Source organism: Acinetobacter sp. AR_0276 (genome assembly GCF_003000705.1).
GTDB classification, from domain to species: Bacteria; Pseudomonadota; Gammaproteobacteria; order Pseudomonadales; family Moraxellaceae; genus Acinetobacter; species Acinetobacter nosocomialis.
The window spans coordinates 505,872-529,923 of record NZ_PSQO01000004.1; the positions used below are offsets into that span (position 1 = coordinate 505,872).

Below are 24,052 nucleotides of genomic sequence, written 5' to 3' on the forward strand. Positions count from 1 at the left end.
TTTTATTTAGGAATAGACAATTCTGTCATTGGCCAACGCGGTGTAGTCGTGACAGCCAAGCCATCGTGTTGGCCCGCTTTTAAACGCTGATAACCTGCAAATGCAATCATTGCCCCATTATCAGTACATAAGGCAGGTTCAGCATAGTAAACTTGCGCTTTAATTTTGGCCAATGAAGTTTCCAACTGTTCGCGTAATCGTAAATTTGCACTCACCCCACCAGCAATCACTAAACGCTTAAGTCCAGTTTGCTTTAAAGCTTTTACCGATTTTTTTACTAAGGTGTCTACAATAGCTTCTTGGAATGAAGCAGCAATGTCAGCATCACGGTTTTCGCCATTCAATTTTTTCAGTTGAACAGAAACTGCCGTTTTTAAGCCACTAAAAGAAAAATCTAGACCTTGATGAAGCATTGGACGGGGAAACTCAAATGCTAAAGGATCACCAGATAGCGCCTGTTTTGCGATATTTGGCCCACCCGGATATGGCAGATTCATCATTTTTGCAACTTTATCGAAAGCTTCACCGGCTGCGTCATCAATTGATTCACCCAATAACTCATATTGACCAATCGCATGAGCCGCCATCAATTGTGTATGTCCACCTGAAACAAGTAATGCTACAAATGGAAATTCAGGCGGTTGGCTTGAGAGCAATGGAGCTAACATGTGTCCTTCCATATGGTGAACACCGATGGCAGGCTTATTTAAAGAAAAAGCTAAAGTTCTTCCAAATAATGCGCCTGTCATTAATGCTCCCATTAAACCTGGGCCACGTGTATAAGCGACTGCATCAATTTCCTGTTTCTTAACACCACTTTGTTCAAGCAGCTGATTCATTAAAGGAATAAGCTTACGAACATGGTCACGAGAAGCTAACTCCGGAACCACACCACCATATTCAGCATGAAGTTTTATCTGGCTATAAAGAACCTGTCCCCGTAAGCCGAGTTCGCTATCATAAAGTGCCAACCCTGTTTCATCACAAGAAGTTTCCAAGCCTAAAACAATCATCAAAACTGCCTTTTATATGAGTCAAAATATTGCAATCGCTATTATAGACTTGTGATATGAGTTGTAAATGAGTAAAATACTGACCTTCACTTGTGATCCGGCGCAATGGTGTGCCTGATCTTATCCATAATCTAGAGGATTTTACATGCCACAAGTTAAGTTGAAAGAAGGCGAACCAGTTGACGTAGCTATCCGTCGTTTCAAACGTTCATGCGAAAAAGCTGGTGTTTTAGCTGACGTTCGTAAGCGCGAATTCTACGAAAAACCAACTCAAGAACGTAAGCGCAAAAAAGCTGCTGCAGTTAAACGCTACCAAAAGAAATTGGCTCGCGAATCTGTACGTACTACTCGCCTTTACTAATTAATTTGTGATTGACTGCTGAAATTATGACTACTTTAAAAGACCAAATTACTGATGCATTAAAAACTTCTATGCGTGCCAAAGATATGGCAACAGTGACGGTTTTGCGTAGTCTACAAGCAGCAATTAAGCAAATCGAAGTTGATGAGCGCATAGAGCTTGGCGACGCTCAGGTTCTTGCGGTCATTGAAAAGCAAATTAAACAACGTAAAGAATCGATCAAAGCCTTTGAAGGTGCTGGTCGTGATGATTTAGCTAGTAAAGAACAAGCCGAAGCTGAGATTATTTCCCAGTTTCTACCAGAAGCTATGACTGAGGAAGAGCTTGATTCTATCATTGAGCAAACGATTGCTGCTCAAGAAGCAACTAGCATGAAAGATATGGGTAAGGTGATGAATTCTCTACGTCCGATCATAGCCGGGCGTGCCGATCCTGCTCAAGTTTCAGCAAAAATTAAAGCTAAATTAGCTTAATTCCCTCCTCTCTCTTTATATACTCTTAGACTAAGCTTTCATTTACTTGTCAGTTTAAGCATATCTGTGTGTTTGAAAAGCATAAGCTCAAACTACAAGCTCTAAATTTTCATTCGTCGCTCATCTTGCATTTGCTTTAATCGACCATCAATTTTAGCTGACATGGCTTGATTGCCTTTCGCTAGTCTTTGTGCATGTAGCATAGATTTAATTGCATTTTCTTCACTACCAGACCAATACTGTGCTTCTGCACGATATCGCAACACATTCACCGCTCTTAACGGTGACTGTTTATCTAAATTAGCGGCTTGCTGTAATAGTTGCCAGCCTTGAATATCTCTAGCATTTTTATTAATAAAACGCTGCACCAAAGTTTGCACTTGAGCATATTTACCTTGACGCAATAAAACCTCAGCCAATTTGTAGCTAAAAGCTTTATTTTCAGGCATTGTCATTTGTAAGGGAGCGATCGAATTATAGGCCTGATCAAGTTTATTCTGACCCAAATAAATATCTGTTTGAATTAAAGAAACAAGTGGCTTACCACTAGATTTTACTTGATCTAAGGTTGTTTGAGCTTGGGCATAATCTCCTTGTTTAAGATAAAAAGCAGATAAAGCCAGTAACCCTGCGAGATTTTTTTGCGATGCCAGACTTTGCAATTGGTTTTCAGTCGCCTCTCCCGCAACCACCATGGTATACCATTTTAAAATTTCAAAATCGACATCATATATTCGACTTTTAACTTTAGGCATCTGGTTTGCTCTTAAACGGGCCTCGCTCATACGTTCAGTCGTTAAGGGATGCGTAAGCCAAAAATCCGGCAGGAAACTTACATGACTTGTTGCTCTGTGCATCGTTTCAAAATAATCTGCCATACTTTGCGGGTTATAACCTGCAGCATACATATATTGCATTCCAATACGGTCAGCTTCACGCTCTTGATTACGACTATAAGTGAGCTGTTTATCCAGAAGTGCAGCTTGCGTACCCAACATGACTGCAGCTCCAGCATCCCCGCCTGCTTGGGCAGCTAAAGCCACACCTGCTAGCAAACCAGCTAAGCTTAAAAGAGTTTGCCCTTTAAAAGCCTCTTCTGAACGACTAAAGTGCCTCTGCGAAACGTGGGCAATCTCATGCGCCATCACTCCAGCAATCTCATCAATATTTCGAGCCGAGGAAATAAGACCTGTATTTAATGCAAATAAACCACCAGGAACAGCAAAGGCATTAATTTGTGGGTCTTTAATGACCACAAGCCCAATAGGTTGTCCAAGCTGTGTTTCAGCCAAGATATTAGAGAAAACTTGAAAAAACTGATCTTCCAGCCACACATCTTGTATGACTGGCATTTGCTTATGAACTTCACGGAAAACTTTTTCACCAATAAATTTTTCTTTTTGTTGATCAAGTAATCCTATTCCACTACCAATATTCGGAATTTCAACCTGCCCAGAAGCTGGTTTTGAGTCAAAAGGATCAGCGTAAGAGGCATTTGTTATAAAAGCCAAACTTAAAATAACTGGCAAAAATTTCAAAAGTTCTTCTCTATTAAAAATTAAACTAACAAAAAAGCCCATTCATATAATGCTTGAGTTTCTTACATCATATGAGCAGGCTTTCACTATAACATTGAAAATAGACTATATTTGCAATGAAGTGTTATTCAATATTTATACGAAATTAGGGTTCACCAAATACCTTGGTGTTTTATCTTCCAATGCTTCTACTAAGTTTTTATAAGCTAAATTTGCCATTTTTTTGCGTGTTTCAGCTGTAGCAGACCCCACATGAGGCAAAGTAACAACATTTGGTAATTTAAAAAGTGCCGAATCTTGCAAAGGCTCTTTTTCATATACATCTAAGCCAGCAGCAAAAATGACTTCCTGCTGTAAAGCTTCAATAAGTGCCTGCTCATCAACCACTGAACCGCGCGCAATATTGATAAAGATAGCGTGCTTTTGCATCAGCTCAAATTGAGCTTTGCCCATTAAGGCTTTAGATTCTGCATTTAAATCAACTGCTGTGACTACAAAATCAGACTGTTGTAGCAACTCATCCAAACCTAGATATTGAGCATTCAATGGCTCGGCCAATTCAGGCTTTTCGCGTCGATTATGGTAAACAATATTCATGTTAAAACCATAAAAACCACGACGCGCAATTGCAGCACCAATATTACCAAGTCCGATAATACCAAGTGTTTTCCCAAAAACATCCAGACCAAACTGCTGTGGCCCTACTGTTCTTTTCCATTCGCCTTGTTTAGTCCAGTGGTCTAAAAATGGTACTTTTCTAGCTGCGCTTAACAATAGAGTAAAGGCAAGATCAGCAGTAGTTTCTGTCAAAACATGAGGTGTGTTTGATAACCAGATTTTCTTTTGGTTCAAATAAGCAACATCATAATTATCATAACCAACAGTCACAGATGAAATAATTTTTAATTTTTGTGCTGGAGCAAGGTTACTTTCATTAAGTAAGCGTCCCGCGCCAATCATTCCATCAGCATCTACCACTTCTTGTCGTATCTGTTCATTGATATCACCCAGTTTAGGGTTTAATACGACAACATGATAATCCTGCTGCAACCGTGACAAAATCTCTTCATCAATTTGACTAAAAACTACAACCTTTTTCATGTATGTCCCTACTACTCATTGTTATCTTGCATAAGTTGCCACAATCTTTTCTTAAGGAGAGGCTTATCTAACATTTCTTTTAAACTAGCTAAATGAATAAGATTTGCATGTTGAATATACGCACATTTACCTAAACACAAAATCTTTTTTTCTGCAGCTAAAGCATCTAAGAAACCCTGAATATATGAACCCACACCGCGTTGATCTTGATATGCCGCTAAGGGAAAAGGCCATTTTAATTCAGCATAGTGACCCACTTTAGCCTTTTGTATATTTGTCCAAAGTTGTTTCTCTTCTTTTTCTAGTGCTGTCACATCAACAAAGATTACACACTTTTCAAGGCAATAAGCCTGCAACTCGAATGGAGCAATCGCCTCTTGCTCAACAGCAATCACAGGTTTTTCAATAACCCTTTCAGACTGCGGAACATCTCTAATTGCTATTGAAGGTTGCTCTACAACTTTAGGCGCTTCAGGCAACAGAGGCTTAGATGGCTTTTGTTCAAAAGCAGGAACATCTATTGTAGGTGCGATAATTGGTGTATGAGATTCAACAACCTGATCTCGCCATACAGTATGGGCATTATTTTTTTGGCACGCTTGTGTTCTAGGAATCCATATATCAATTCCTAAATTTGCCAGTATATTTCTTTGCTGCCCAATCATGTTTAAATCAGTACCTCTAATCTACACACATTCTAACGGGCTTCTGACTTTTTTTCAGCGTTTTCTTTTAATGATCGCTAGTGGAAATCACATATGTCTCTTAAATAATCATAACGCTATTTTTCTTCTGCATTTGCTCTACAATTTCATCGGACTCAAAACCAAATCGCCAGTAGAGTAACTCCAGCACATCAAGTTCATCTTGAGTAATAATGCGGTCACTCCATAAACACATCTCAGCAATTGCTAAAATACTTAAACGATCACGAAGTAAAAGCCCAGCAATGTCATTTAAAATTTCGGCCAAGTCTAAAGGCTCATCCGAAATTTCATCATATATATGCATTTCATCTGGGTTAAGTAAAGAACGCAAAATACGCTCACGGACTTCCAACTGGTTTGGACTATTAATTTGCTGCACATGAAGTAACGCATCAATTAAACGAACTATTTGAGGTTTCACTTCTTCAAATGCTGTTGGCAAATGAAGTGGCATCAAATTCAATTCATACTTGACCCGCTCTAATAATAAGGCATCAAGCAGCCCAATTTCCCCATCTTCCTGAATAATAAGTGCCAGTTTTGTCAAAAATTGACGCGCAATACTTGCAGGCATATGGCCAATATTTTTACATGCGTCGTGAAATATCTGAATATGAATACGACCATCCAAATTAAGCAAAGCATCGACTATCGAATGGCTTACAGGGGCTTCTTGCGGAATAAATTCTCGATATTGACGAATCATTAAAATCGCAACCATCACCTCACGGGAACCAGTGGCTGTTTGCAATGCACGCTGAATAAGTTCAGGGCGTTTTTTATTACGTCGGATATCACTACTTAAAGGCTTGATCGCATCATTTAATGCAAAGCTAATTGGAGAAAGACGCAATAATGGCAAAGGTTGTGGTGATGACCACGGAATATAGATTTCCGTCTCAGATTCTTCTAATGAACGGAAAAGGCTAAATAAAGGCCTATTACGAAGTTTCTTTAAATTTTCTAATTGTAAATCTTGCAGTAAAGTAGGATTGAGTTCGTAAATACGCTCACGAATGCTCGGATGAATATTCATCCAGCTTTGAGGGCTAAGTGAATTTGCAAAACACATATGCGCGATTGATTCAGAATAAGCACTATGAATTTGTGATCCTGAATGGTGAACATAAATACGTAATAATGTTTGGGTATTCGTACTATTTTTTAGCAACCGCATAGTTTTTTGGTCATTGCGAAATGTGCGGCCACTTAATGTTAAATATTTAATAAAGCGAGTGATTAAAACACCTAAACTTCCTGCTAACCAAATCACTCCACCAACAGCTACAAACACAGTCTCGAACTTATGCTTATAACCCGGACTGTAGCGCTTAAAACCTTGTTTTGCGAGCTTACTGCCCCATTGACTGAAAGTCGTTAAACCGCTGTATAAAATTTTTAATTTAGTATTTTCTACAGCCTCACCAGATAAAATTTGGTTAAATTCATGACCCAGTAAACCATACAGCTCTAGTTCATCTAGATTCTGTAAAGCTCCCCAAGTCAAAATAATGACAATATCATTTGAGTGAAAACCAGCTGTTAATGCATTTACACCTACTTCATCAGGCAAAACATAGAGAGTTGGAACGTTAAGAGAAAATGTTTGCGCCAAATGTTCTGTAATTTTTAATGCCGCATGTTCTTCTGGTGTACTCTCGCCTTTTACCAAACGACGTGCTTTAAGCTGTTTGGCAAGGGAATGACCACCTTTACGTAAAATGTAAAGCTCGGTCACCACCGACCAAACCATAATAAAAAGCAAAAGAGCAATAAAATAGGGACTTAAAGCATGCCACCAAATCGGTTGGCTATAATCAAAAAAATGAACAAGTAAACCTAAAATGAGATTTAAAATAAAAATAGTCAAAAGCACAGCGACCAAACACATAGTGATGGACCATGCCATATTTTTATTTTCGATTAAATAGTGGCTTACTTCTTTCAATGTAAATATTCCCAATTACATTGTTAAGTTTCATCATAAAAGAAAAAAGCGGGAAACACCCGCTTTTTTCGGCTATTTCTATTCTTCTTTAATACCCGTCAAATCTACTGACGCTGCATCAATATTGACATCAATATAACCATCTTTTTTCTTTTTCGCAGAATCATTACGCTTCTGTTCCAAATTATTCAGATAGTCTGCATCAATTCCACCAGTTACATAGATACCATCAAAAACAGAGCAATCAAACTCAGTTAATGTAGGAACCTTACTTGTACGTACGGCGTTCTTCAAGTCTTCCAAATCTTGGAATACTAAACGATCAGCACCAATAATTTCTTGGATTTCTTCTACACTGCGTTCTGAAGCAATAAGCTCAGTTTTAGCAGGCATATCGATACCATATACGTTTGGATACATCACTTTTGGTGCTGCTGAAGCAAAGTATACTTTTTTCGCACCTGAGTCACGCGCCATTTGAATAATCTCATTACACGTAGTACCACGTACAATAGAGTCATCAACCAATAGAACGTTCTTGCCTTTAAACTCCAACTCAACCGGGTTTAATTTCTGACGTACAGATTTTTTACGCTGTTGCTGACCCGGCATAATGAAGGTACGACCGATATAACGGTTTTTCATAAACCCTTCACGGAACTTCACACCAAGAATGTTTGCAAGTTCTAATGCAGAAGTACGGCTTGTATCTGGAATTGGGATAACCACATCAATATCATGGTCTTCACCCCAGTCACGCAAAATCTTATGCGCTAATTTTTCACCCATTTTTAAGCGGGCTTTATAAACTGAAATACCATCAATAATTGCATCTGGGCGAGCAAAATAAACATATTCAAAAATACATGGGCGATATTTTGGATTAGCCGCACATTGTTTAGTGAATAACTGACCTTCGGCATCAATGAAAATTGCCTCACCTGGTGCGATATCACGTTCGATCTTAAAACCAAGAGCAGTAATCGCCACAGACTCAGATGCAATGATATATTCCATCTCACCTTGTTCAGTTACACGCGAACCATAAATAAGTGGACGAATACCATTTGGATCGCGGAAACCAACCAAACCATGACCAGTGATCATAGCAACTACGCCATAAGCACCTTGGCAGCGCTCATGAACACGAGAAACCGTATGAAAAATATCTTCAGCTGTAGGATTTAACGTTCCTTTCTTTTGCAACTCATGTGCAAAAACGTTTAAAAGAACTTCTGAATCAGAATCAGTGTTCATGTGACGCAAATCTGTTTTAAACAGGTCATCATGAATTTCTTCTGCATTAGTCAAGTTACCATTATGCGCAAGTGTAATACCGTAAGGTGAGTTCACATAAAATGGTTGAGCTTCAGCACTACTAGCAGAGCCCGCAGTTGGGTAGCGCACATGACCAATACCGTAATTACCAAGTAATGCTCTCATATGACGAGTATGAAAAACATCACGCACCATACCGTTATCCTTACGAAGGAAAAGACGGCCTTCATGGCAGGTTACTATTCCAGCTGCATCTTGCCCACGATGTTGCAACATCGTTAATGCATCAAACAACATTTGGTTCACTGGCGATTTACCGGCTATACCAACAACTCCACACATAGCAACCTCGCAGACAAGCTAGGAATTAATAAAAAGGATTCTTTGTTGAATGGTCGGGCCGGATTTCTGGTTCTTCCGACTCGTCCATTGGTTTTGGAGAAGTGCGAGATACACCGCCTCCAGATGTTATCTGATGAAAAGCCTCACTTGCTGCCCCTTTAGAAAGCTCCGTGGCTAAAGGTGCGTAAGGCAATAAAAACTGGATAAATTTGGATTGCTTCCAATGAGGTGAACTTTCTACCCAAGGACCAACACCTTGCATAGTAATAAGAACAACCAATAAACCCTTCAACGAACCAAAAGCACCACCTGCTAAACGATTTAATGGCCCCAATTTTAAACTTTTCAAGAGGCCATTTAAAAATGCGGTGACGATCCAAGTTAAAACAATAATAATGAGTGCAATAAATGCAAAAGCTGCAATCTTTTGAACCACCGGATCCTGACTTAAACCCGACATTGACGGAGCTAGAAGAACAGCATATTTTGCACCCATAATTAATGCAAAAATCCATCCTACCAAGTTCGCAAAGGCTTTTATAAATCCTTGCCGCAAACCGTTTAGCCCCCCAATGAGCAAAAGTATTAGAATGATGATATCAATAGTGTTCATGTTCAATTAGGTCATAGCTTCAACACATTGCTTTACAAGCGTTGGTCCCGTATAGATTAGACCACTATAAATTTGAACAAGTGTTGCTCCAGCTTGTTGTTTCGCTAAAGCTTGCTCACCAGACAAAATACCACCCACACCGATTAAAGGAATTTGACCTTTCAATGATTGAGCAAATAAACGTAAACATTCTGTACTTTTTTCAAATACAGGTGCACCTGACAAACCGCCAGACTCATTACCGTAAGGCAGGTTTTCCACCCCTTCTCTCGACAAAGTGGTATTGGTCACAATAAGACCATCAATTTTAAAATCTAATAATTGAGCAGAGATAAACTTAACATCTTCAGCTGTTAAATCCGGAGCAACTTTAAGTACTAGAGGAACATAATGGTTATATTGCTCAGCCAACTCAAGTTGACGCGCTTTTAAGGTTTGCAGTAATTCAGTTAACGCATCACCACTTTGTAAACTACGTAAGTTTTTAGTATTCGGTGATGAAATATTGACAGTAATATATGAAGCGTAGTTATAAACTTTCTCAAGACAAATTAAGTAATCATCAACTGCTTTTTCGACAGGCGTATCGGCATTTTTACCAATATTAATTCCTAAAATGCCTCTAAACTTTGAAGCTTTAACATTTTCAATAAGTTTATCAACACCATCATTATTAAAACCCATACGATTAATAATGGCTTTAGCTTCAGGAATACGAAATAAACGTGGTTTTGGATTACCCGATTGCGGACGAGGTGTAATTGTACCAATTTCAATGAAACCGAAACCTAATCCAGCTAATGCATCAATATGAGCACCATTTTTATCTAGACCTGCTGCCAAACCTACCGGATTAGGAAACTCGATCCCCATACATGTAGTAGGTTTTGCTTCTACGGCCTGACGCATCATGCCTAGCTTATGCGCTTTATCAAGCATGGATAATGTTAATTCATGGGCACGCTCTGGTGCTAAACTAAACAACATCGGGCGAGCAAGTGAATATAACATACCAATCACAGTCTACTGATTTTAGGTACGCATATTATAGGCACAGGCAGCACAAAACACCATGCTTGACATAAGCATATTTTGATATGTTATTGAACTGTCGCTGTTAATTTAATCTGACCTTCGCTTGAAACCATTTCCATCTTCTGAATACTAAGACCCATCTGTGCAAGTTGTGTTAAAAAGTTAGCTAAAATTGCATAATTCTGATGCGTTACAACAATTTGTAACTGCTCTCCATTTTGCTGAGAAGTCACAGTTAAACCTTGCTGTTGAGCCACCCTTTGTATTTTTCCAGACTTATCAAGTTCAAGCTCATTTGCAGGCTTCATAGTAACTGCATTACTTTGCATCCACACCATCAGATCTTTTAAATCATTTAAGCGTTTTTGCTGTTGTTCTGCCAAGGAATGCATTTTCCAAAGTGAAGACCCAACAATAGCCACTACCACAAAAATTGTAGTAAAGACCACCATAACGCGTTCACGGACAGTTAAACGATCTAGGTATTGAACAACTTTTTCAATCCACTGATCAAAACGATTCTGCAATTGAGCTAACATTTTCATTATTGTATTTTCACCACCCCAATTGCCCCACCACCATTTGCTTGGACATTACCTAGCTCAGCTTTAAATCCTTGCTGATTTAATTGTTGTGTCAAAGCTTGTAAATCATCTGCCGATTTTGCTTTTAATGCCATCGTTAAAATTGAAGCATCATAATTAAGTTGCTGAGCCAAAATCTGTCTTTGCATTAAAATAGGTCCAACACGGCTTAACAAAGAAAGTGCTTGTGTATCACCTTGTTGACTCATTCTTAAATGACTTTCAAATTGACCTTTAATATTTTGTTCAGTCACACGACTAGATGGCCCAAACCAGTATTTATATTGTTCAATTGTTTGGTCAGCAGTTAGATTTGCTACTTTTTTCAATTTGACCCAACGCAATAGATCATAGCTAAACTGCACTACGATAATTGCTAAAATAACGGCAGCACATGCCTTCCAATAACCAGAAAAAGTACGCTCCTGGCCTTTTGATTTTGGTAAAACATTGAAAGGATGCTGCTTAGTTTTATCTAATGGCTGAAATTGATAAACGAACTCAGAACGTTGTTCTGCACTTGAAGCGGCCTCTAAACTTTCCAGTTGCCCTGATGTTAAACCACTATATTGATAATGTTTTTCAGCTGACTGAAATTCTAAAAAAAGCCCCAAATCATCAATTGAATTACCCAACCATTTATTTTCACGCACCAAAAGTTGGTGATTAATATTACACAGAATAACTTGCTCGGTTTGCGGCTCTGGCAATATTAGAAAATCTGGTAGCAAGGAAACAAGTTTGGTTGGCAACAAAGCCAAAGAATGTTGCCATGTCTCGACCATCCCTTGAGCGACACCCAAGACAGTTAACTGATCGGCATGAAAATGGTGAACCACTTTCATATGATCAATCGGTAAAGTCACAAACTCTTCTAGTAGATATTTAACCCCATCAGCCCCCAGTTGTTTATAGTGGGACTTCGCCATAGTTTGCTGAAGCATTTGTGCATGACGACTCGGAAAAAAAACCGTAGCTTCTTTTCCCTGATGTATTTGCAAGTCTTGTATTAATTGATCGAGACTCGCAGCCTGCAACCAGCTCTCTCCGTTAGACCAATGCCATATTCCATTGGTTTCAGGCATCCATATATACAGCATGTTGGCGAAATAACCTTTTTAATTATATTGTGGGTATAAAACTATTTTTTTGTGTTGATAAACCATTTGCAATAACAGCTTGATCATAAATTCTAGCTTCAGCAAGCGCAAATGGATTGAAATTTTCATGAGTAAGTAACTCTGCAATATGACCTATTACATTCATATGGCAAACCACTACAATCGACTCATAAGGAATTTGAGACAACCATTCAACTGCTTCTTTTGCATCATCATCTGGCTTAATCTTATCGCATAACAGCACTGGCACATCTTTAAAATAAGTCTGGATATGCGCCAAAGTTTCCTGAGCACGCAACAAAGGACTAACAACAAAAATATCCGGTTTTACAATGTCTTTTAAAAATGTTGCTGTTTGCTCAGCCTGTGCATGTCCACACGCAGTAAGGGGACGTTTAATATCATTACCATTAACTGGTGGAGCAGCTTCCCCATGACGAACTAATGTCAGTTGCATAAAATTTCCTTGTTAATAATTCTGCATTATAACCACAATTTATGACATTTATTCGTCAGACTTCATGATGAGGTAAAACAAACTCCACATCACTACGATGACCATTTTTCATAAGAGAAAGTGCAATATTTAATGGCGGAGCACCTTCAAAAATGACTTCATATAAAGCATTGGTAATTGGCATATATACATCTAGTTCTTGTGCCTTACCACGCACCTGAACAATCGTGTTAATACCTTCTGCAGTTTGCCCCAATTCTTTACTTGCTTGATCAAGTGTCTTGCCAGAACCTAATGCATATCCGATTTGATAATTACGGCTCAATGGACTATTACATGTCGCAAATAAATCACCCACACCAGACAAACCTAAAAATGTAAGCGGGTTTGCGCCCTGCTTTACCGCGAAACGGCTCATTTCAGCCAAAGCACGCGTTAAAATCATACTTTTGGTATTTTCACCAATTTTATATGCAGCCCCAATTCCCATCGCGACTGCATAAATATTCTTAAGTGCACCGCCCAACTCAACTCCATGCACATCATCGCTACCAAAAACACGGAATAACGCACTATGAAGCGCATGCTGCACGGCATAACGGACGAGTTCAGAATCACTAGCAATCACTGTACCAGATGGCATACCTGCCATAATTTCTTTGGCAAGGTTTGGACCTGACAATACACCATAGGGAACTTCTGGTAGTTCTTCACGAATAATATCGCTCATAAAACTAAATGTTTTAGCTTCAACACCTTTGGTTAAAGATACAACTGCTTGTGCAGTAATATAAGGAGCAATTTGTTTTAAGACATCGCGGAAAGAATGGCTAGGAATTGCAACTAAAATAATATCTCGGTCACATACCGCTTGCTCAAGATCAGACACAGCACGTAGTGAAGATTCTAAAGTGAAGTCTGGTAAATAACGTTTATTAATATGGGTTTTATTAATTTCTTCTGCTGTTTCGGCATCACGAATCCAGATCATGGTATCGCAGCCATTACGAGCAGCTAAATTCGCCATGGCTGTACCAAAGCTACCGCCCCCTAAAACGGTAATACGTAGTGCCGTTTTTTTATCGACCGCAACAGGTTCCACCAAATCTGTAAACTTAAATTCAGCCATGCTTTATTATCCTATTTCTTACTTTTACAGACGCTTAAGCCTGCCAAACTTTTACGAATTCTTTACTTTCAATATCTGCACGCGGTGCAATTGCTTTAGCTGCTGTGCCAACGTAAATAATACCTGAAATTAAATCATGCGGTTGCAGGCCTAAATGCTGTTTTAACCAAGTTGATTCAACAACAGCACCACTACGCCACATAGTTGAAAACCCCTGAGCTTGTAAAGACAACAAGAGATTTTGTACTGCCGCACCAGTACTTAAGATTTGCTCAAAATGTGGCACTTTTGGATGATCTTGTAACTGTGTAAGAGCTAAAATCAGTAGCGGAGCGCGAAAAGGATGTTGCTTAACACGTTCCAGCTGAGCGGGGTCAGACTCTCCTAAATCTACCAATGCTTTTGCTAGAACCTCACCAAAAGCAGCACGTTGTTCACCAGAAATAACGACAAAGCGTGTTGGCTTAAGCCTATGATGATCTGGAGCAGTTAAAGCAGCCTGAAAAGCCAACTCTAATTGATCTGAGTTTGGAGCTGGCTCAACTAATTGGCCAATAGACTGACGCTGATGAATATTTTGGTGAATTATTTGTATTGCTGAATCCGTCATTAATATTGATCTAACTCAAAAATTCGAAATAGATTAGCATAATCTACCGTTAATCCACCATGGAATCTAGCCTATAAACTTAGTGAACTTATAGTTTGACATTTTTTAATACAAAACTTCAAAACTCATACAACGTATTCAAAATCAAATAGAAAACTTATGTTCAAATAGCTATGTCTTTTAGCGATTAACTTAGGTGAATCATGAAAAAAATAATTTTAGCGAGCGCAATGAGCGGCGTTGTTTTATTACTTGGTGCTTGTGCTACCACTCCTAAAAATACTTTAGCAATTCAAAAAGAAAATAATCAATTTGAAGTGACTGGTATCGGCAAAACTAATTTAATTGCAAAGAATAATGCAGTTACTGCCGCACAGAAAACGTGCTCTAAGAATACAACTCCTGTTATTGTTGATGAAAAAACCACTTATCATGGTGTATTAAAAGATGTAGTAAGTGAAAAGACGGGTCAAATGGTAGAAGCCGCTGCAGGTGTTATTGGTACTTTAACTGGTAAAAATGCGTCTTTAGCAAAAGATGATGACTATCAAACAACGCTTACCTTCTATTGTAAAATTAATTAATTGAAAAAAATCCCAATCAATTGATTGGGATTTTTTTTATTAGCAATACCCGTCTAATCGGGTAAGTGGTAGTTTTTTACCAATTGCTTTTTCAATTTCTGGTAAATAGAAAGCATCATCTTCAGACAAGAAACTAATACTCACTCCTTGTGCACCTGCACGACCTGTACGCCCAATACGGTGAACATAGTCATCAGACTGCTCAGGTAAAGTGAAGTTGATAACATGCGACACGCCATCTACATGAATACCACGACCTGCAACATCCGTTGCAATCATGATGTTATGCTTCCCTTGCTTAAATTGCTCTAGCATTTTCAAACGTTTATCTTGAGCAATCTCACCAGATAGCATTCCTACTTTATATCCATCTTTTTTCAAATGGTCATAAAGACGGCGCACTTGATCACGGCGGTTGGCAAAGATCATGACTTTATCAATTGGTTCTTCACGTAAAATATCTTGTAAAAGACGATATTTATCTTGTTTAGCTACGACATAAACACGTTGTTCTACATCGTTATTGGTCTTTTGTTCAGGCTCAATTTCAACTGTTACAGGCTCAAACAACCACTGTCTTGCTAAATTTAAGACGTCGTAACTAAAAGTCGCCGAGAACATCAGGGTTTGACGTTGTTCCTTACGTGGTGAATAACGAACAATACGTTTTACCGAAGGAATAAAGCCCATATCTAATAATCGGTCAGCTTCATCAATCACCAAAAATTCAATTTGATCGAGCCAGACTTCTTTTTGTTCTACAAAATCGATTAAACGTCCTGGTGTAGCAACCATGATATCGACAAAATTAGCATCAAGTTGCTTCTTCTGCTTATCAAAATCAACACCACCCAATAGGGTCACTAAATGTAAATTAGAGAATTTTGTGAGAAACTTTGCATCGCTTTCAATTTGCAAGGCCAACTCACGAGTAGGCGCCAAGATTAAAGCACGAGGTTCACCACGGAAACGTTGTTCTTTAACCGGATTATTGAGTAAATCATTAATTACACTAATCAGAAAAGCAGCTGTCTTACCTGTTCCTGTCTGTGCTCGCCCAATTGCATCGTGCCCGGCTAATGTATATTTTAAAACCTTTTGCTGAATTGGGGTCATTTGAGTAAACCCTAAAGCATCAATCGCCTTTTTAAGTTGCGGATGTAAATTCAAGGTTTCAAAACCAGATGTCATAAATACGCGCTCTAACAAACAATCTCTCGAATGAGAAGATCATTATAAACAAAAACGCCCCAATTCAAAAATTGGAGCGTCCATGATTCATCAAAAAGATGAATTAGTCTTAGTCTAAAGGCTGAACGTTTTCAGCTTGAAAACCTTTTTGACCTTGTACAACGCTAAATTCTACACGTTGACCGTCACGTAGAGAACGGTGACCGTCACCTACGATTGCACGGAAGTGAACGAATACATCGTCGCCGCCGTTACGTTGAATAAAACCAAAGCCTTTAGTGTCATTAAACCACTTTACTACGCCTTGTTCACGAGCTGTCATAAGTCAATCCTCAGATGATGAAAAAAGGACCTTCCGGTGTTGCAAACAGCAGAGCAAACAAGGTTTTAAAATTTTTATAATCTTAAAGCTTGTAATCATTCTGTAAAACTATCAACAATTTCCGGTTACATCCATTTGTTATAGGTTATTAAAACAATTTAACTGTGTGGTAATTCCTAAAACGGTTCGAGCTTAACACGGGTTTATGACAATTAATAGAATTTTTTTCAAATATTTCCCCTATTTTTAGCTCTTTTTTTAAACAGCTTATTACAATAATTTTTATGTATTCCTTTAGCTCTTAATTTTTATAAAACACCTAGAGTTCGTAAAAAAATTTGTTAAAATATTTTTTTTAGTTGTTTTTAAAATGAATGAGCACTACTTCTTCTGCTGTAGCACCTATTGAAATTAATGCCCTTGGTCAACCATGTCCAATGCCTTTATTAATGTTAAAACGTGAACTTAAGAAAGTATCAGGAAAGCAGCTATTTTTATTGAAATCATCTGACCCACATAGTGAAATTGATGTAACGCGTTACTGCACTTTACATCATTTTATGTGTCAAACCATGCAGATTTCAGAAAGAGAATTTCACTATTTAATTGAAACTCAATGATTCTTTGTTAAAATCTAAGATTAGAAACTGCATAAAATTTTACATTTTTCTACCCAATTTTCCTTAATTATGAAGCCAATTCAAATTAAGATGAATTTATTGGTTAATCCATCCTATCCTATAAGGAGAACTCATGAGTGACAGCAGCAATCAATTGATGCCCCTGTCATTGTCTGCGCCCGGTGTAAACCTTGGTGCATATATCAGTACTGTCAATCAGATTCCTATTTTAACGGCCGAGCAAGAAAAAGAACTTGCTGAACGTTATTATTATGACCAAGATCTTGATGCCGCAAAAATGCTGGTAATGTCGCATTTACGTTTTGTCGTTCATATTGCGCGCAGCTATGCAGGTTATGGCCTCCCTCAAGGCGACCTTATTCAAGAAGGTAACTTAGGCTTAATGAAAGCCGTAAAACGTTTTGACCCAAATATGGGCGTACGTCTCGTATCTTTTGCCGTCCACTGGATTAAGGCAGAGATTCATGAATACGTTATTCGTAACTGGCGTATTGTAAAAATTGCAACAACTAAAGCTCAACGTAAACTTTTCTTCAACTTACGTAGTTTGAAAAAATCGAGTAAAAAATTAACACTCGAAGAAGCACAATCTATTGCTAACGACTTAAATGTAACTCCCGAACAAGTTTTGGAAATGGAAGGTCGTTTAACTGCTTATGATGCTGCTTTTGAAGCGCAAGGCGATGATGACGATGATACGCCACATACAGCACCTGCATTATATCTTGAAGATAACCGTTACGACCCTGCTCGTTTAGTTGAAAATGAAGACTGGGAAGAGCAAAGTACATCTGCTTTACATGATGCAATGGACCAGTTAGATGATCGTTCGCGTAATATTTTGCAGCGCCGTTGGTTAGATGATGATAAATCTACCCTACATGAGCTTGCTGCTGAATATAATGTATCAGCAGAACGTATTCGTCAGCTTGAAAAAAATGCGATGGAAAAAATTAAAGTCGCTATGTCAGCAAGCTAAAGTAAATAAAAAATAAAAGGGCGATCAGCCCTTTTGTTTTATCTGGCTATGTTTAGCCAACCTATTCTATGGTAACGTTGCCTTTCATTATTCAGTTGCGTTTTTTGTTATGTGGATTGCCATTTCAGCCCTTAATCTTGCTTTTGCAGTCATGTTGGGTGCTTTTGGAGCACATGGTCTTAAAGCTCACGCGAGCCCTGAACAAATTGCTTGGTGGCAGACTGCAACCGACTACTTTTTTTATCATGCACTTGGGCTATTAGCCCTTGGTATTCTAAGTAAGGTTCTTCCCCATTTCCCAATCAAGTTATCTTTCCTGCTTATTCAGATTGGCATTCTGTTCTTTTGTGGTTCGCTTTATATCATGGCATTAGGTTTACCACGCATATTAGGTGCAATTACGCCAATCGGTGGAGCCTTAATGATTGCTGGATGGCTAGTTTTGGCTTGGAATGCTTTCAAATACGCAAAATAATCGGAATGTGATCATGCAAATTTATTTAAATGGCGAATTAACGGACACGCCTAGCCAAAACCTTTTGCAACTCATTCAGGAGTTGGCACTTGAAGGAAAACGTTTTGCTGTTGAACACAATCAGCAAATCGTACCTAAAAGCAAATTAGAGCAAATTATGATTGCTCAACATGACCGTATCGAAATTATTCACGCTGTTGGCGGCGGCTAAGTCGGAGTTATCCATGCAAGACACCCCTCTCATTATTGGTTCACGTTCTTTTCAATCTCGTTTATTGGTAGGAACTGGCAAATATAAAGACTTAAATGAAACGGATTTAGCTATTCAAGCCAGTGGTGCAGAAATCGTAACTGTCGCAATCCGCCGTGTGAATATTGGACAAAATCCAGATCAACCGAATTTACTTTCAGTTATTCCACCAGAAAAATATACTATCTTGCCAAATACCGCAGGTTGTTTTGATGCTGACAGCGCAATACGTACATGCATGTTAGCCCGTGAATTACTCGATGGTCATAACCTAGTAAAGCTTGAAGTGTTGGGTGATGAAAAAACCTTATATCCAAATGTAACCGAGACTTTAAAAGCTGCTCGCACTTTAATTGATGACGGTTTTGAGATTATGGTCTACACCTCGGATGACCCAATCATTGCGCAAGAACTTGAAAGTATGGGTTGTGTTGCAATTATGCCTTTAGGTAGTTTGATTGGTTCAGGTTTAGGTATTTTAAACCCGCACACCATTTCAATTATTAAAGAAAATGCGAAAGTACCAGTTTTAGTAGATGCAGGTGTTGGTACAGCAAGTGATGCAGCTATTGCGATGGAACTTGGTTGTGATGGCGTGCTGATGAATACAGCAATTGCTGCTGCGCAAAATCCTATTTTAATGGCTTCTGCAATGAAGAAAGCTGTTGAAGCTGGACGTGAAGCATTTCTAGCAGGTCGCATGCCACGTAAACGCATGGCAAATGCTAGTTCACCTGAGACTGGTTATTTCTTTAAGTAATCATTAATTTTGCCTAAATTTTAAAGCACGATAACAAAAGCTATCGTGCCAAGTGGCATGGATGCCACTGTTGAACAGGGGCCACATGGATGTGCCCTCTGTTCAACAAAGGTTTTTGTTACTTTTGACCTTTCAAAAGTAAAGCATAGCCAATATAGAGCTTAATAAATTAAACATGAGACCAAAGGTCGCATATCATGTAAAATTATTAATTTAATTAAGCCACTTGCTCATCGCGCTTAAATACCAACTCTTTTGCCGATGAGTTATCAGCATCAAAGTAGTAACCTTCAGTATTAAAAGCTTTAAGTTCCTCGGCTTTATTTAATTGGTTTTCAACAATAAAACGAGCCATTAAACCACGTGCTTTTTTAGCATAGAAACTAATGACTTTATATTTGCCATTTTTCTGGTCAAGGAAAACAGGCTTCACAATATCAGCCTTAATTTTCTTTTCATTGACAGACTTGTAATATTCATCCGAAGCTAGATTTACCAGCAGCTCAGATTTAATTGCTGCCAAGTCTTCATTAATCTGGTTAGTGATGATATCACCCCAGAATTCATACAAATTATGGCCACGCGTATTTTTTAATTTAGTACCCATCTCTAAACGATAAGGCATCATTAAATCTAAAGGACGCAATAAACCATATAGACCAGAGAGCATACGCAAATGCTGCTGTGCAAAATCAATATCTTTGTCTTTTAAATGATAAGCATCTAAACCAGTGTAAACATCACCTTTAAATGCATAGATTGCTTGGCGAGCATTTGAGAAATTAAATTCGGGATTCCAACCTCTAAAACGGTCTGCATTGAGTGTGGCAATTTTTTCACTAACACTCATTAAAGTCGCAATTTCCGAAGCGGAAAGTTTGCGGCAAACATCAATTAATTGTGCTGAGTTTTCTAATAAGCGCGGCTGAGTAAACTCATCTGTAGGTAACGCTGTTTCATAATCTAAAGTTTTTGCAGGAGAAATTAAAGCAAGCATAGACAACCTGAAAAAATTATTCTTAATACCAACTATAACAGTAGATATTTTTTAATGCTAACTCGTGTTTTCAATGACGACTATCGGTAAAATAGGAATACGTATTGTTATTTATCGATTCTTATATGTCTGAGCAAATTTTCATTCAGGGTCCAGTAGGTAAAATTGAACTTTTTGTAGACCGCCCTGAAGGTGAAATCAAAGGCTTTGCGGTTGTTTGCCATCCGCATCCATTGCAAGGTGGAACTCCTCAACATAAAGTCCCTGCTCTTTTAACCCAAATCTTTAATGAATATGGTTGTATTGTTTACCGCCCAAGTTTCCGTGGTTTAGGTGGTAGTGAAGGCATTCATGATGAAGGTCATGGTGAAACCGAAGATATTTTAGCTGTGATTGAACACGTTCGTAAGCTTCATGAAGGCTTGCCGTTCTATGCAGGCGGTTTTAGCTTCGGCTCACATGTTTTGGCAAAATGTTATGCGCAGCTTAGCCCAGAATTACAACCAGTACAGTTAATTTTGTGTGGCTTGCCAACAGCGACTGTAGTTGGCTTGCGTCACTATAAAACTCCTGAAATTCAAGGTGATATTCTACTCATTCATGGTGAGCAAGATGACATTACCTTACTTTCAGATGCAATTGCATGGGCAAAACCACAGAAGCATCCAATTACGATTTTGCCAGGCGCTAACCACTTCTTTACAGGTTATTTAAAACAGCTTCGTCAAATCATTACACGCTTTATTATCATGAAATAAAGTGTATTTGATGGGCATAGATTGAGTCTATGTCCATCATTTCATAAGCACAGTAACTGCTAAAAATTATTCCAACTTAACCCAAAACGCGCTAAATATTTTTTTACTCGGTCGCTATCATTTGTTGTATTACGTTGTTGGCGAGATACTGAAAAGAGTTTTCTTCCCGCCTCTGCCATTGATTTTGAATTTTCACAGACTTTGAGCACACCTCGTAATTGAATCTGATCAAATTCATCTATTTGCTCTATTTGTTCAGAATCGAACTGCCCTTGCGCTTTCAATGATTACAGGCCAACCGTTTGAATTAATTAATATACGTGCAGGACGTAAAAAACCAGGGCTAATGCGTCAACATTTAGTTTGTGTACAGGCATCTCAACAAATTAGCCAAGCTTATGTGGAAGGCGCTGAATTACATAGCCAGCGTTTATATTTCGCACCTCAGCATGTTCAAAGTGGTAAATATCAATTTCAAATTGGTTCAGCCGGTAGCACAACACTGGTTTTACAAACACTTCTACCTGTTTTGTTATTACAAAATGAAGCTAGCGAACTCACCATTTCAGGCGGTACACATAACCCACTTGCACCAACAGCAGATTTTATTGAACACTGCTTTTTACCTGCTCTAGCGAAGACTGGAATTAACGTAAATTTTAAATTAAATAAAGCTGGCTTCTTTCCAATTGGTGCTGGTGAAATTCAAGTTACCATTCAGCCATGGCAAAATCGAAACAAGCTAAATTTATTAGATCGTGGTGTTTTACAAAGCAATGAAGCTTTTGCAGCAGTATTAAATCTTTCAGAAGAAGCACAAATTGCACAACGTGAATTAACCACATTAAGTAAAAAGCTAAACTTAAGCTCTCAGCAGCAATTTCATTTAAATGGAATTAGCCAAGGTAATACCGTGTATGTGAAAGTTACTCATCAATATCACAGCCAACTATTTACAGCTTTAGGTGAGAAGAGCAAAAGTGCAGAGCAAATAGCTGATCATTTAGCAAAAGATGTAAAGCTATATTTATCTTCGCAGGCTGTTGTAGATGAATATTTGGCAGACCAGTTACTGCTACCTTTGACATTAGGTCAAGGGGGTGAATTCACCGCACAATGTATTAGTGAACACACTTGTACTCAAGCAGCCATGATTGAAAAATTTATTGATTGTGAAATTGAATTTATAGAGTTAAATCCAGATCATTTTCATGTAAAGGTTAAAATTTAAAAAGCTCATAACTGAGCTTCTTATTTCTTAAAAAAATTACTCTACAGATGCCAAAGCAGTTACTAGTAGCTTCCAGCATTTCTCTACAGTATCTACTTTTACTCGTTCGCCCGGTGCATGTGCACCTTGAATATCAGGCCCAAACGAAACCATCTGTAAATGTGGATAATGCTCGGCAATAATCCCACATTCTAAACCCGCATGAATTACTTTTAGATTTGGTTCAATATTAAACGCATTTTGATAGGCTTGTTGTAAGCACTTTAGTGCGGCTGAGTCAGGATTTGGTGTCCAACCTGAAACTAATGGCGTGAGTATAGAGGCGATATTAAATTGACTAAAATGTGCCTGAATTTTTTCGGCAAAATCTTGAGCTTCTTGGTTCACCATTGAGCGAACCATTAAAACAGCTTTTCCGCCTTCTCTATTTAGTCTCACCACTCCAATGTTATTTGAAGTTTCAACCACATCTGGTAAAGCTTGACTCATACTTGCAACGCCATAAGGACTTGTTGCTAAAGCTTGTAACCACTCGTTTTGCTGTTGTTGAGTAATCACTTCTTTCACTTCAGCACCAGTGGGTTGAATACTTAATTGGAAATTGTCATCAATACCCTGTAGCTGTTTTTTCCATGCCGTTTGATATTCAGCAAGTAACTTTTCTAGATTTGATAACTGATTAGGCGAAATTGCAATAGTGGCGCGTGCTTCTCGCGGCAAAGCATTACGGGCCGTACCACCTGTAAACTCAATAAGATGCCCACTAAGTGAGCCTAAATATTGATTTAAAAAACGAGCCAAAATAACATTTGCATTGCCGCGTCCTAAATGGATATCTATGCCAGAGTGTCCGCCTTTAAGACCAGCCACCTGAATATTCACAATATTTAAATCTTTAGAAATTGGTTCATAGCTAAGCGGCTGCTCTACCTCAACATCAATACTACCAGCACACCCTAGATACAACTCCCCCCATTCTTCTGTATCAATATTAAATAACCATTTTCCTTTTAATATACCGGCTTCTAAAAGTCGTGCACCGCTCATACCTGCTTCTTCATCGACTGTTAAAAGAACTTCTATTGGTCCATGAGCAATATCATTTGAATCTAATACTGCCAACGACAAAGCTACCCCTATGCCATTGTCTGCACCTAAAGTAGTGTCTTTGGCAATTAACCAGCCATCTTCGAGGACTGGACAAATCGGGTCTTTAAAGAAATCATGTACCGTGCCAGTGTTAGCTTGTGTGACCATATCTAAGTGGCCTTGAAGAATAACGCCAGATACATGTTCTTTACCCGTAGTTGCATCCTTTCGGATAATTAAATTACCAACTTCATCTACGTAAGTTTCTAAATTTCGACTTTCGGCCCAGTTTTTTAGATACTCACGAAGCTGTTGTTCATGCTTTGAGGGACGCGGAATCGTACAAAGTGTTTGAAAATGCTGCCAAACAATTTGAGGAGATAAGTTTGAAAAATCAAATGGCACCATATATTTATACTCTCACAAATATTCTTAATAAACTTAGGTTTATTCAAAGATAAGAAT

26 protein-coding genes and 2 pseudogenes are annotated in these 24,052 nt (G+C 38.4%); 10 read left to right on the forward strand and 18 right to left on the reverse strand.

Going from position 1 to position 24,052, the window contains the following annotated elements:
* Window positions 1-2: 2 nt before the first annotated feature.
* Window positions 3-1,013: a tRNA (adenosine(37)-N6)-threonylcarbamoyltransferase complex transferase subunit TsaD gene (tsaD, locus tag CSB87_RS03285; RefSeq protein WP_031952887.1), complete on the reverse strand. Its 1,011-nt coding sequence runs from the start codon at window positions 1,011-1,013 to the stop codon at window positions 3-5.
* A 145-nt stretch (window positions 1,014-1,158) separates the two neighbouring features.
* Here tsaD and rpsU point away from each other — a divergent pair, with 145 nt between their 5' ends.
* Window positions 1,159-1,374 carry a 30S ribosomal protein S21 gene (gene rpsU / locus CSB87_RS03290; RefSeq protein WP_001136722.1) on the forward strand — a complete coding sequence of 72 codons (216 nt, stop codon included), beginning with the start codon at window positions 1,159-1,161 and terminating at the stop codon, window positions 1,372-1,374.
* Between the two features lie 26 nt (window positions 1,375-1,400).
* Complete coding sequence (locus CSB87_RS03295) at window positions 1,401-1,847, forward strand: GatB/YqeY domain-containing protein (protein ID WP_004700591.1); 447 nt, start codon at window positions 1,401-1,403, stop codon at window positions 1,845-1,847.
* Window positions 1,848-1,948: 101 nt separating this feature from the next.
* On the opposite strand, the gene CSB87_RS03300 is transcribed toward CSB87_RS03295, so the two are convergent.
* The 12 genes from CSB87_RS03300 to CSB87_RS03355 all read right to left on the reverse strand — a co-directional run bounded on the left by CSB87_RS03300 (window position 1,949) and on the right by CSB87_RS03355 (window position 14,310).
* On the reverse strand, window positions 1,949-3,376 hold the full coding sequence (locus CSB87_RS03300; protein ID WP_079377849.1) for a M48 family metalloprotease: 1,428 nt from the start codon (window positions 3,374-3,376) through the stop codon (window positions 1,949-1,951).
* 144 nt (window positions 3,377-3,520) lie between these two features.
* Window positions 3,521-4,486 carry a 2-hydroxyacid dehydrogenase gene (locus tag CSB87_RS03305; RefSeq protein WP_017393795.1) on the reverse strand — a complete coding sequence of 322 codons (966 nt, stop codon included), beginning with the start codon at window positions 4,484-4,486 and terminating at the stop codon, window positions 3,521-3,523.
* 11 nt (window positions 4,487-4,497) lie between these two features.
* The gene (locus CSB87_RS03310) at window positions 4,498-5,151 is read right to left on the reverse strand and encodes a hypothetical protein (protein WP_031952888.1); all 654 of its coding nucleotides are present in this window, start codon (window positions 5,149-5,151) and stop codon (window positions 4,498-4,500) included.
* Window positions 5,152-5,251: 100 nt separating this feature from the next.
* Window positions 5,252-7,141: a M48 family metalloprotease gene (locus CSB87_RS03315; protein WP_004707885.1), complete on the reverse strand. Its 1,890-nt coding sequence runs from the start codon at window positions 7,139-7,141 to the stop codon at window positions 5,252-5,254.
* A gap of 78 nt (window positions 7,142-7,219) precedes the next feature.
* Window positions 7,220-8,761: an amidophosphoribosyltransferase gene (gene purF, locus CSB87_RS03320; protein WP_002049153.1), complete on the reverse strand. Its 1,542-nt coding sequence runs from the start codon at window positions 8,759-8,761 to the stop codon at window positions 7,220-7,222.
* 25 nt (window positions 8,762-8,786) lie between these two features.
* Window positions 8,787-9,374: a CvpA family protein gene (locus CSB87_RS03325; protein ID WP_002049156.1), complete on the reverse strand. Its 588-nt coding sequence runs from the start codon at window positions 9,372-9,374 to the stop codon at window positions 8,787-8,789.
* A gap of 6 nt (window positions 9,375-9,380) precedes the next feature.
* The gene (locus tag CSB87_RS03330) at window positions 9,381-10,385 is read right to left on the reverse strand and encodes a quinone-dependent dihydroorotate dehydrogenase (protein WP_031952891.1); all 1,005 of its coding nucleotides are present in this window, start codon (window positions 10,383-10,385) and stop codon (window positions 9,381-9,383) included.
* Between the two features lie 89 nt (window positions 10,386-10,474).
* The gene (gspM, locus tag CSB87_RS03335) at window positions 10,475-10,954 is read right to left on the reverse strand and encodes a type II secretion system protein GspM (RefSeq protein ID WP_004707877.1); all 480 of its coding nucleotides are present in this window, start codon (window positions 10,952-10,954) and stop codon (window positions 10,475-10,477) included.
* On the reverse strand, window positions 10,954-12,093 hold the full coding sequence (gene gspL / locus CSB87_RS03340) for a type II secretion system protein GspL (RefSeq protein WP_031952893.1): 1,140 nt from the start codon (window positions 12,091-12,093) through the stop codon (window positions 10,954-10,956). The genes gspM and gspL overlap by 1 nt, the downstream gene beginning before the upstream one ends.
* A 22-nt stretch (window positions 12,094-12,115) precedes the next feature.
* The gene (locus CSB87_RS03345) at window positions 12,116-12,571 is read right to left on the reverse strand and encodes a SixA phosphatase family protein (protein ID WP_106105032.1); all 456 of its coding nucleotides are present in this window, start codon (window positions 12,569-12,571) and stop codon (window positions 12,116-12,118) included.
* 55 nt (window positions 12,572-12,626) lie between these two features.
* Complete coding sequence (locus CSB87_RS03350; protein ID WP_002049214.1) at window positions 12,627-13,700, reverse strand: NAD(P)H-dependent glycerol-3-phosphate dehydrogenase; 1,074 nt, start codon at window positions 13,698-13,700, stop codon at window positions 12,627-12,629.
* Between the two features lie 34 nt (window positions 13,701-13,734).
* A complete protein-coding gene (locus CSB87_RS03355; protein ID WP_031952895.1) occupies window positions 13,735-14,310 on the reverse strand; it encodes a nitroreductase in 576 nt (191 codons plus the stop codon).
* A gap of 203 nt (window positions 14,311-14,513) precedes the next feature.
* On the opposite strand from CSB87_RS03355, the gene CSB87_RS03360 reads away from it, so the two are divergent.
* Window positions 14,514-14,894, forward strand: coding sequence for a hypothetical protein (locus tag CSB87_RS03360; RefSeq protein ID WP_002049100.1), 381 nt, complete (start codon window positions 14,514-14,516; stop codon window positions 14,892-14,894).
* Between the two features lie 39 nt (window positions 14,895-14,933).
* Here CSB87_RS03360 and rhlB read toward each other — a convergent pair whose 3' ends face one another.
* Together rhlB and CSB87_RS03370 are read right to left on the reverse strand one after the other, a co-directional pair.
* Window positions 14,934-16,085, reverse strand: a complete 1,152-nt coding sequence (rhlB, locus tag CSB87_RS03365) for an ATP-dependent RNA helicase RhlB (protein WP_004886271.1) — start codon at window positions 16,083-16,085, stop codon at window positions 14,934-14,936.
* A 109-nt stretch (window positions 16,086-16,194) separates the two neighbouring features.
* The gene (locus tag CSB87_RS03370; protein ID WP_000126912.1) at window positions 16,195-16,407 is read right to left on the reverse strand and encodes a cold-shock protein; all 213 of its coding nucleotides are present in this window, start codon (window positions 16,405-16,407) and stop codon (window positions 16,195-16,197) included.
* A gap of 374 nt (window positions 16,408-16,781) precedes the next feature.
* Between CSB87_RS03370 and CSB87_RS03375 the strand changes: the two genes are divergently transcribed.
* The 5 genes from CSB87_RS03375 (at window position 16,782) to CSB87_RS03395 (ending at window position 19,512) form a co-directional block, all read left to right on the forward strand.
* Window positions 16,782-17,027 (forward strand): sulfurtransferase TusA family protein, encoded by a 246-nt coding sequence (locus tag CSB87_RS03375; RefSeq protein ID WP_004886267.1) that lies wholly within the window; start codon window positions 16,782-16,784, stop codon window positions 17,025-17,027.
* 133 nt (window positions 17,028-17,160) lie between these two features.
* Window positions 17,161-18,027 carry an RNA polymerase sigma factor RpoH gene (rpoH, locus tag CSB87_RS03380; protein WP_002049311.1) on the forward strand — a complete coding sequence of 289 codons (867 nt, stop codon included), beginning with the start codon at window positions 17,161-17,163 and terminating at the stop codon, window positions 18,025-18,027.
* Between the two features lie 109 nt (window positions 18,028-18,136).
* Window positions 18,137-18,502 carry a DUF423 domain-containing protein gene (locus CSB87_RS03385; protein ID WP_002049118.1) on the forward strand — a complete coding sequence of 122 codons (366 nt, stop codon included), beginning with the start codon at window positions 18,137-18,139 and terminating at the stop codon, window positions 18,500-18,502.
* Between the two features lie 13 nt (window positions 18,503-18,515).
* On the forward strand, window positions 18,516-18,713 hold the full coding sequence (thiS, locus tag CSB87_RS03390) for a sulfur carrier protein ThiS (RefSeq protein WP_022575392.1): 198 nt from the start codon (window positions 18,516-18,518) through the stop codon (window positions 18,711-18,713).
* Between the two features lie 13 nt (window positions 18,714-18,726).
* Window positions 18,727-19,512, forward strand: coding sequence for a thiazole synthase (locus CSB87_RS03395; protein ID WP_022575391.1), 786 nt, complete (start codon window positions 18,727-18,729; stop codon window positions 19,510-19,512).
* 217 nt (window positions 19,513-19,729) lie between these two features.
* Here the strand turns inward: CSB87_RS03395 and yaaA are convergent, their stop codons facing one another.
* Complete coding sequence (gene yaaA, locus CSB87_RS03400) at window positions 19,730-20,509, reverse strand: peroxide stress protein YaaA (RefSeq protein WP_031952898.1); 780 nt, start codon at window positions 20,507-20,509, stop codon at window positions 19,730-19,732.
* A 125-nt stretch (window positions 20,510-20,634) separates the two neighbouring features.
* On the opposite strand from yaaA, the gene CSB87_RS03405 reads away from it, so the two are divergent.
* Window positions 20,635-21,267 (forward strand): alpha/beta hydrolase, encoded by a 633-nt coding sequence (locus CSB87_RS03405; protein WP_031952900.1) that lies wholly within the window; start codon window positions 20,635-20,637, stop codon window positions 21,265-21,267.
* A 59-nt stretch (window positions 21,268-21,326) separates the two neighbouring features.
* Here CSB87_RS03405 and CSB87_RS03410 read toward each other — a convergent pair.
* Window positions 21,327-21,524 (reverse strand): annotated as a pseudogene (locus tag CSB87_RS03410) (sigma 54-dependent transcriptional regulator); the annotation flags it as partial.
* Window positions 21,525-21,529: 5 nt separating this feature from the next.
* On the opposite strand from CSB87_RS03410, the pseudogene rtcA reads away from it, so the two are divergent.
* Window positions 21,530-22,498, forward strand: a pseudogene (gene rtcA / locus CSB87_RS03415) (RNA 3'-terminal phosphate cyclase); the annotation flags it as partial.
* Window positions 22,499-22,534: 36 nt separating this feature from the next.
* Here the strand turns inward: rtcA and CSB87_RS03420 are convergent.
* Window positions 22,535-23,995 carry an aminoacyl-histidine dipeptidase gene (locus tag CSB87_RS03420; RefSeq protein WP_031952910.1) on the reverse strand — a complete coding sequence of 487 codons (1,461 nt, stop codon included), beginning with the start codon at window positions 23,993-23,995 and terminating at the stop codon, window positions 22,535-22,537.
* Window positions 23,996-24,052 lie beyond the last annotated feature (57 nt).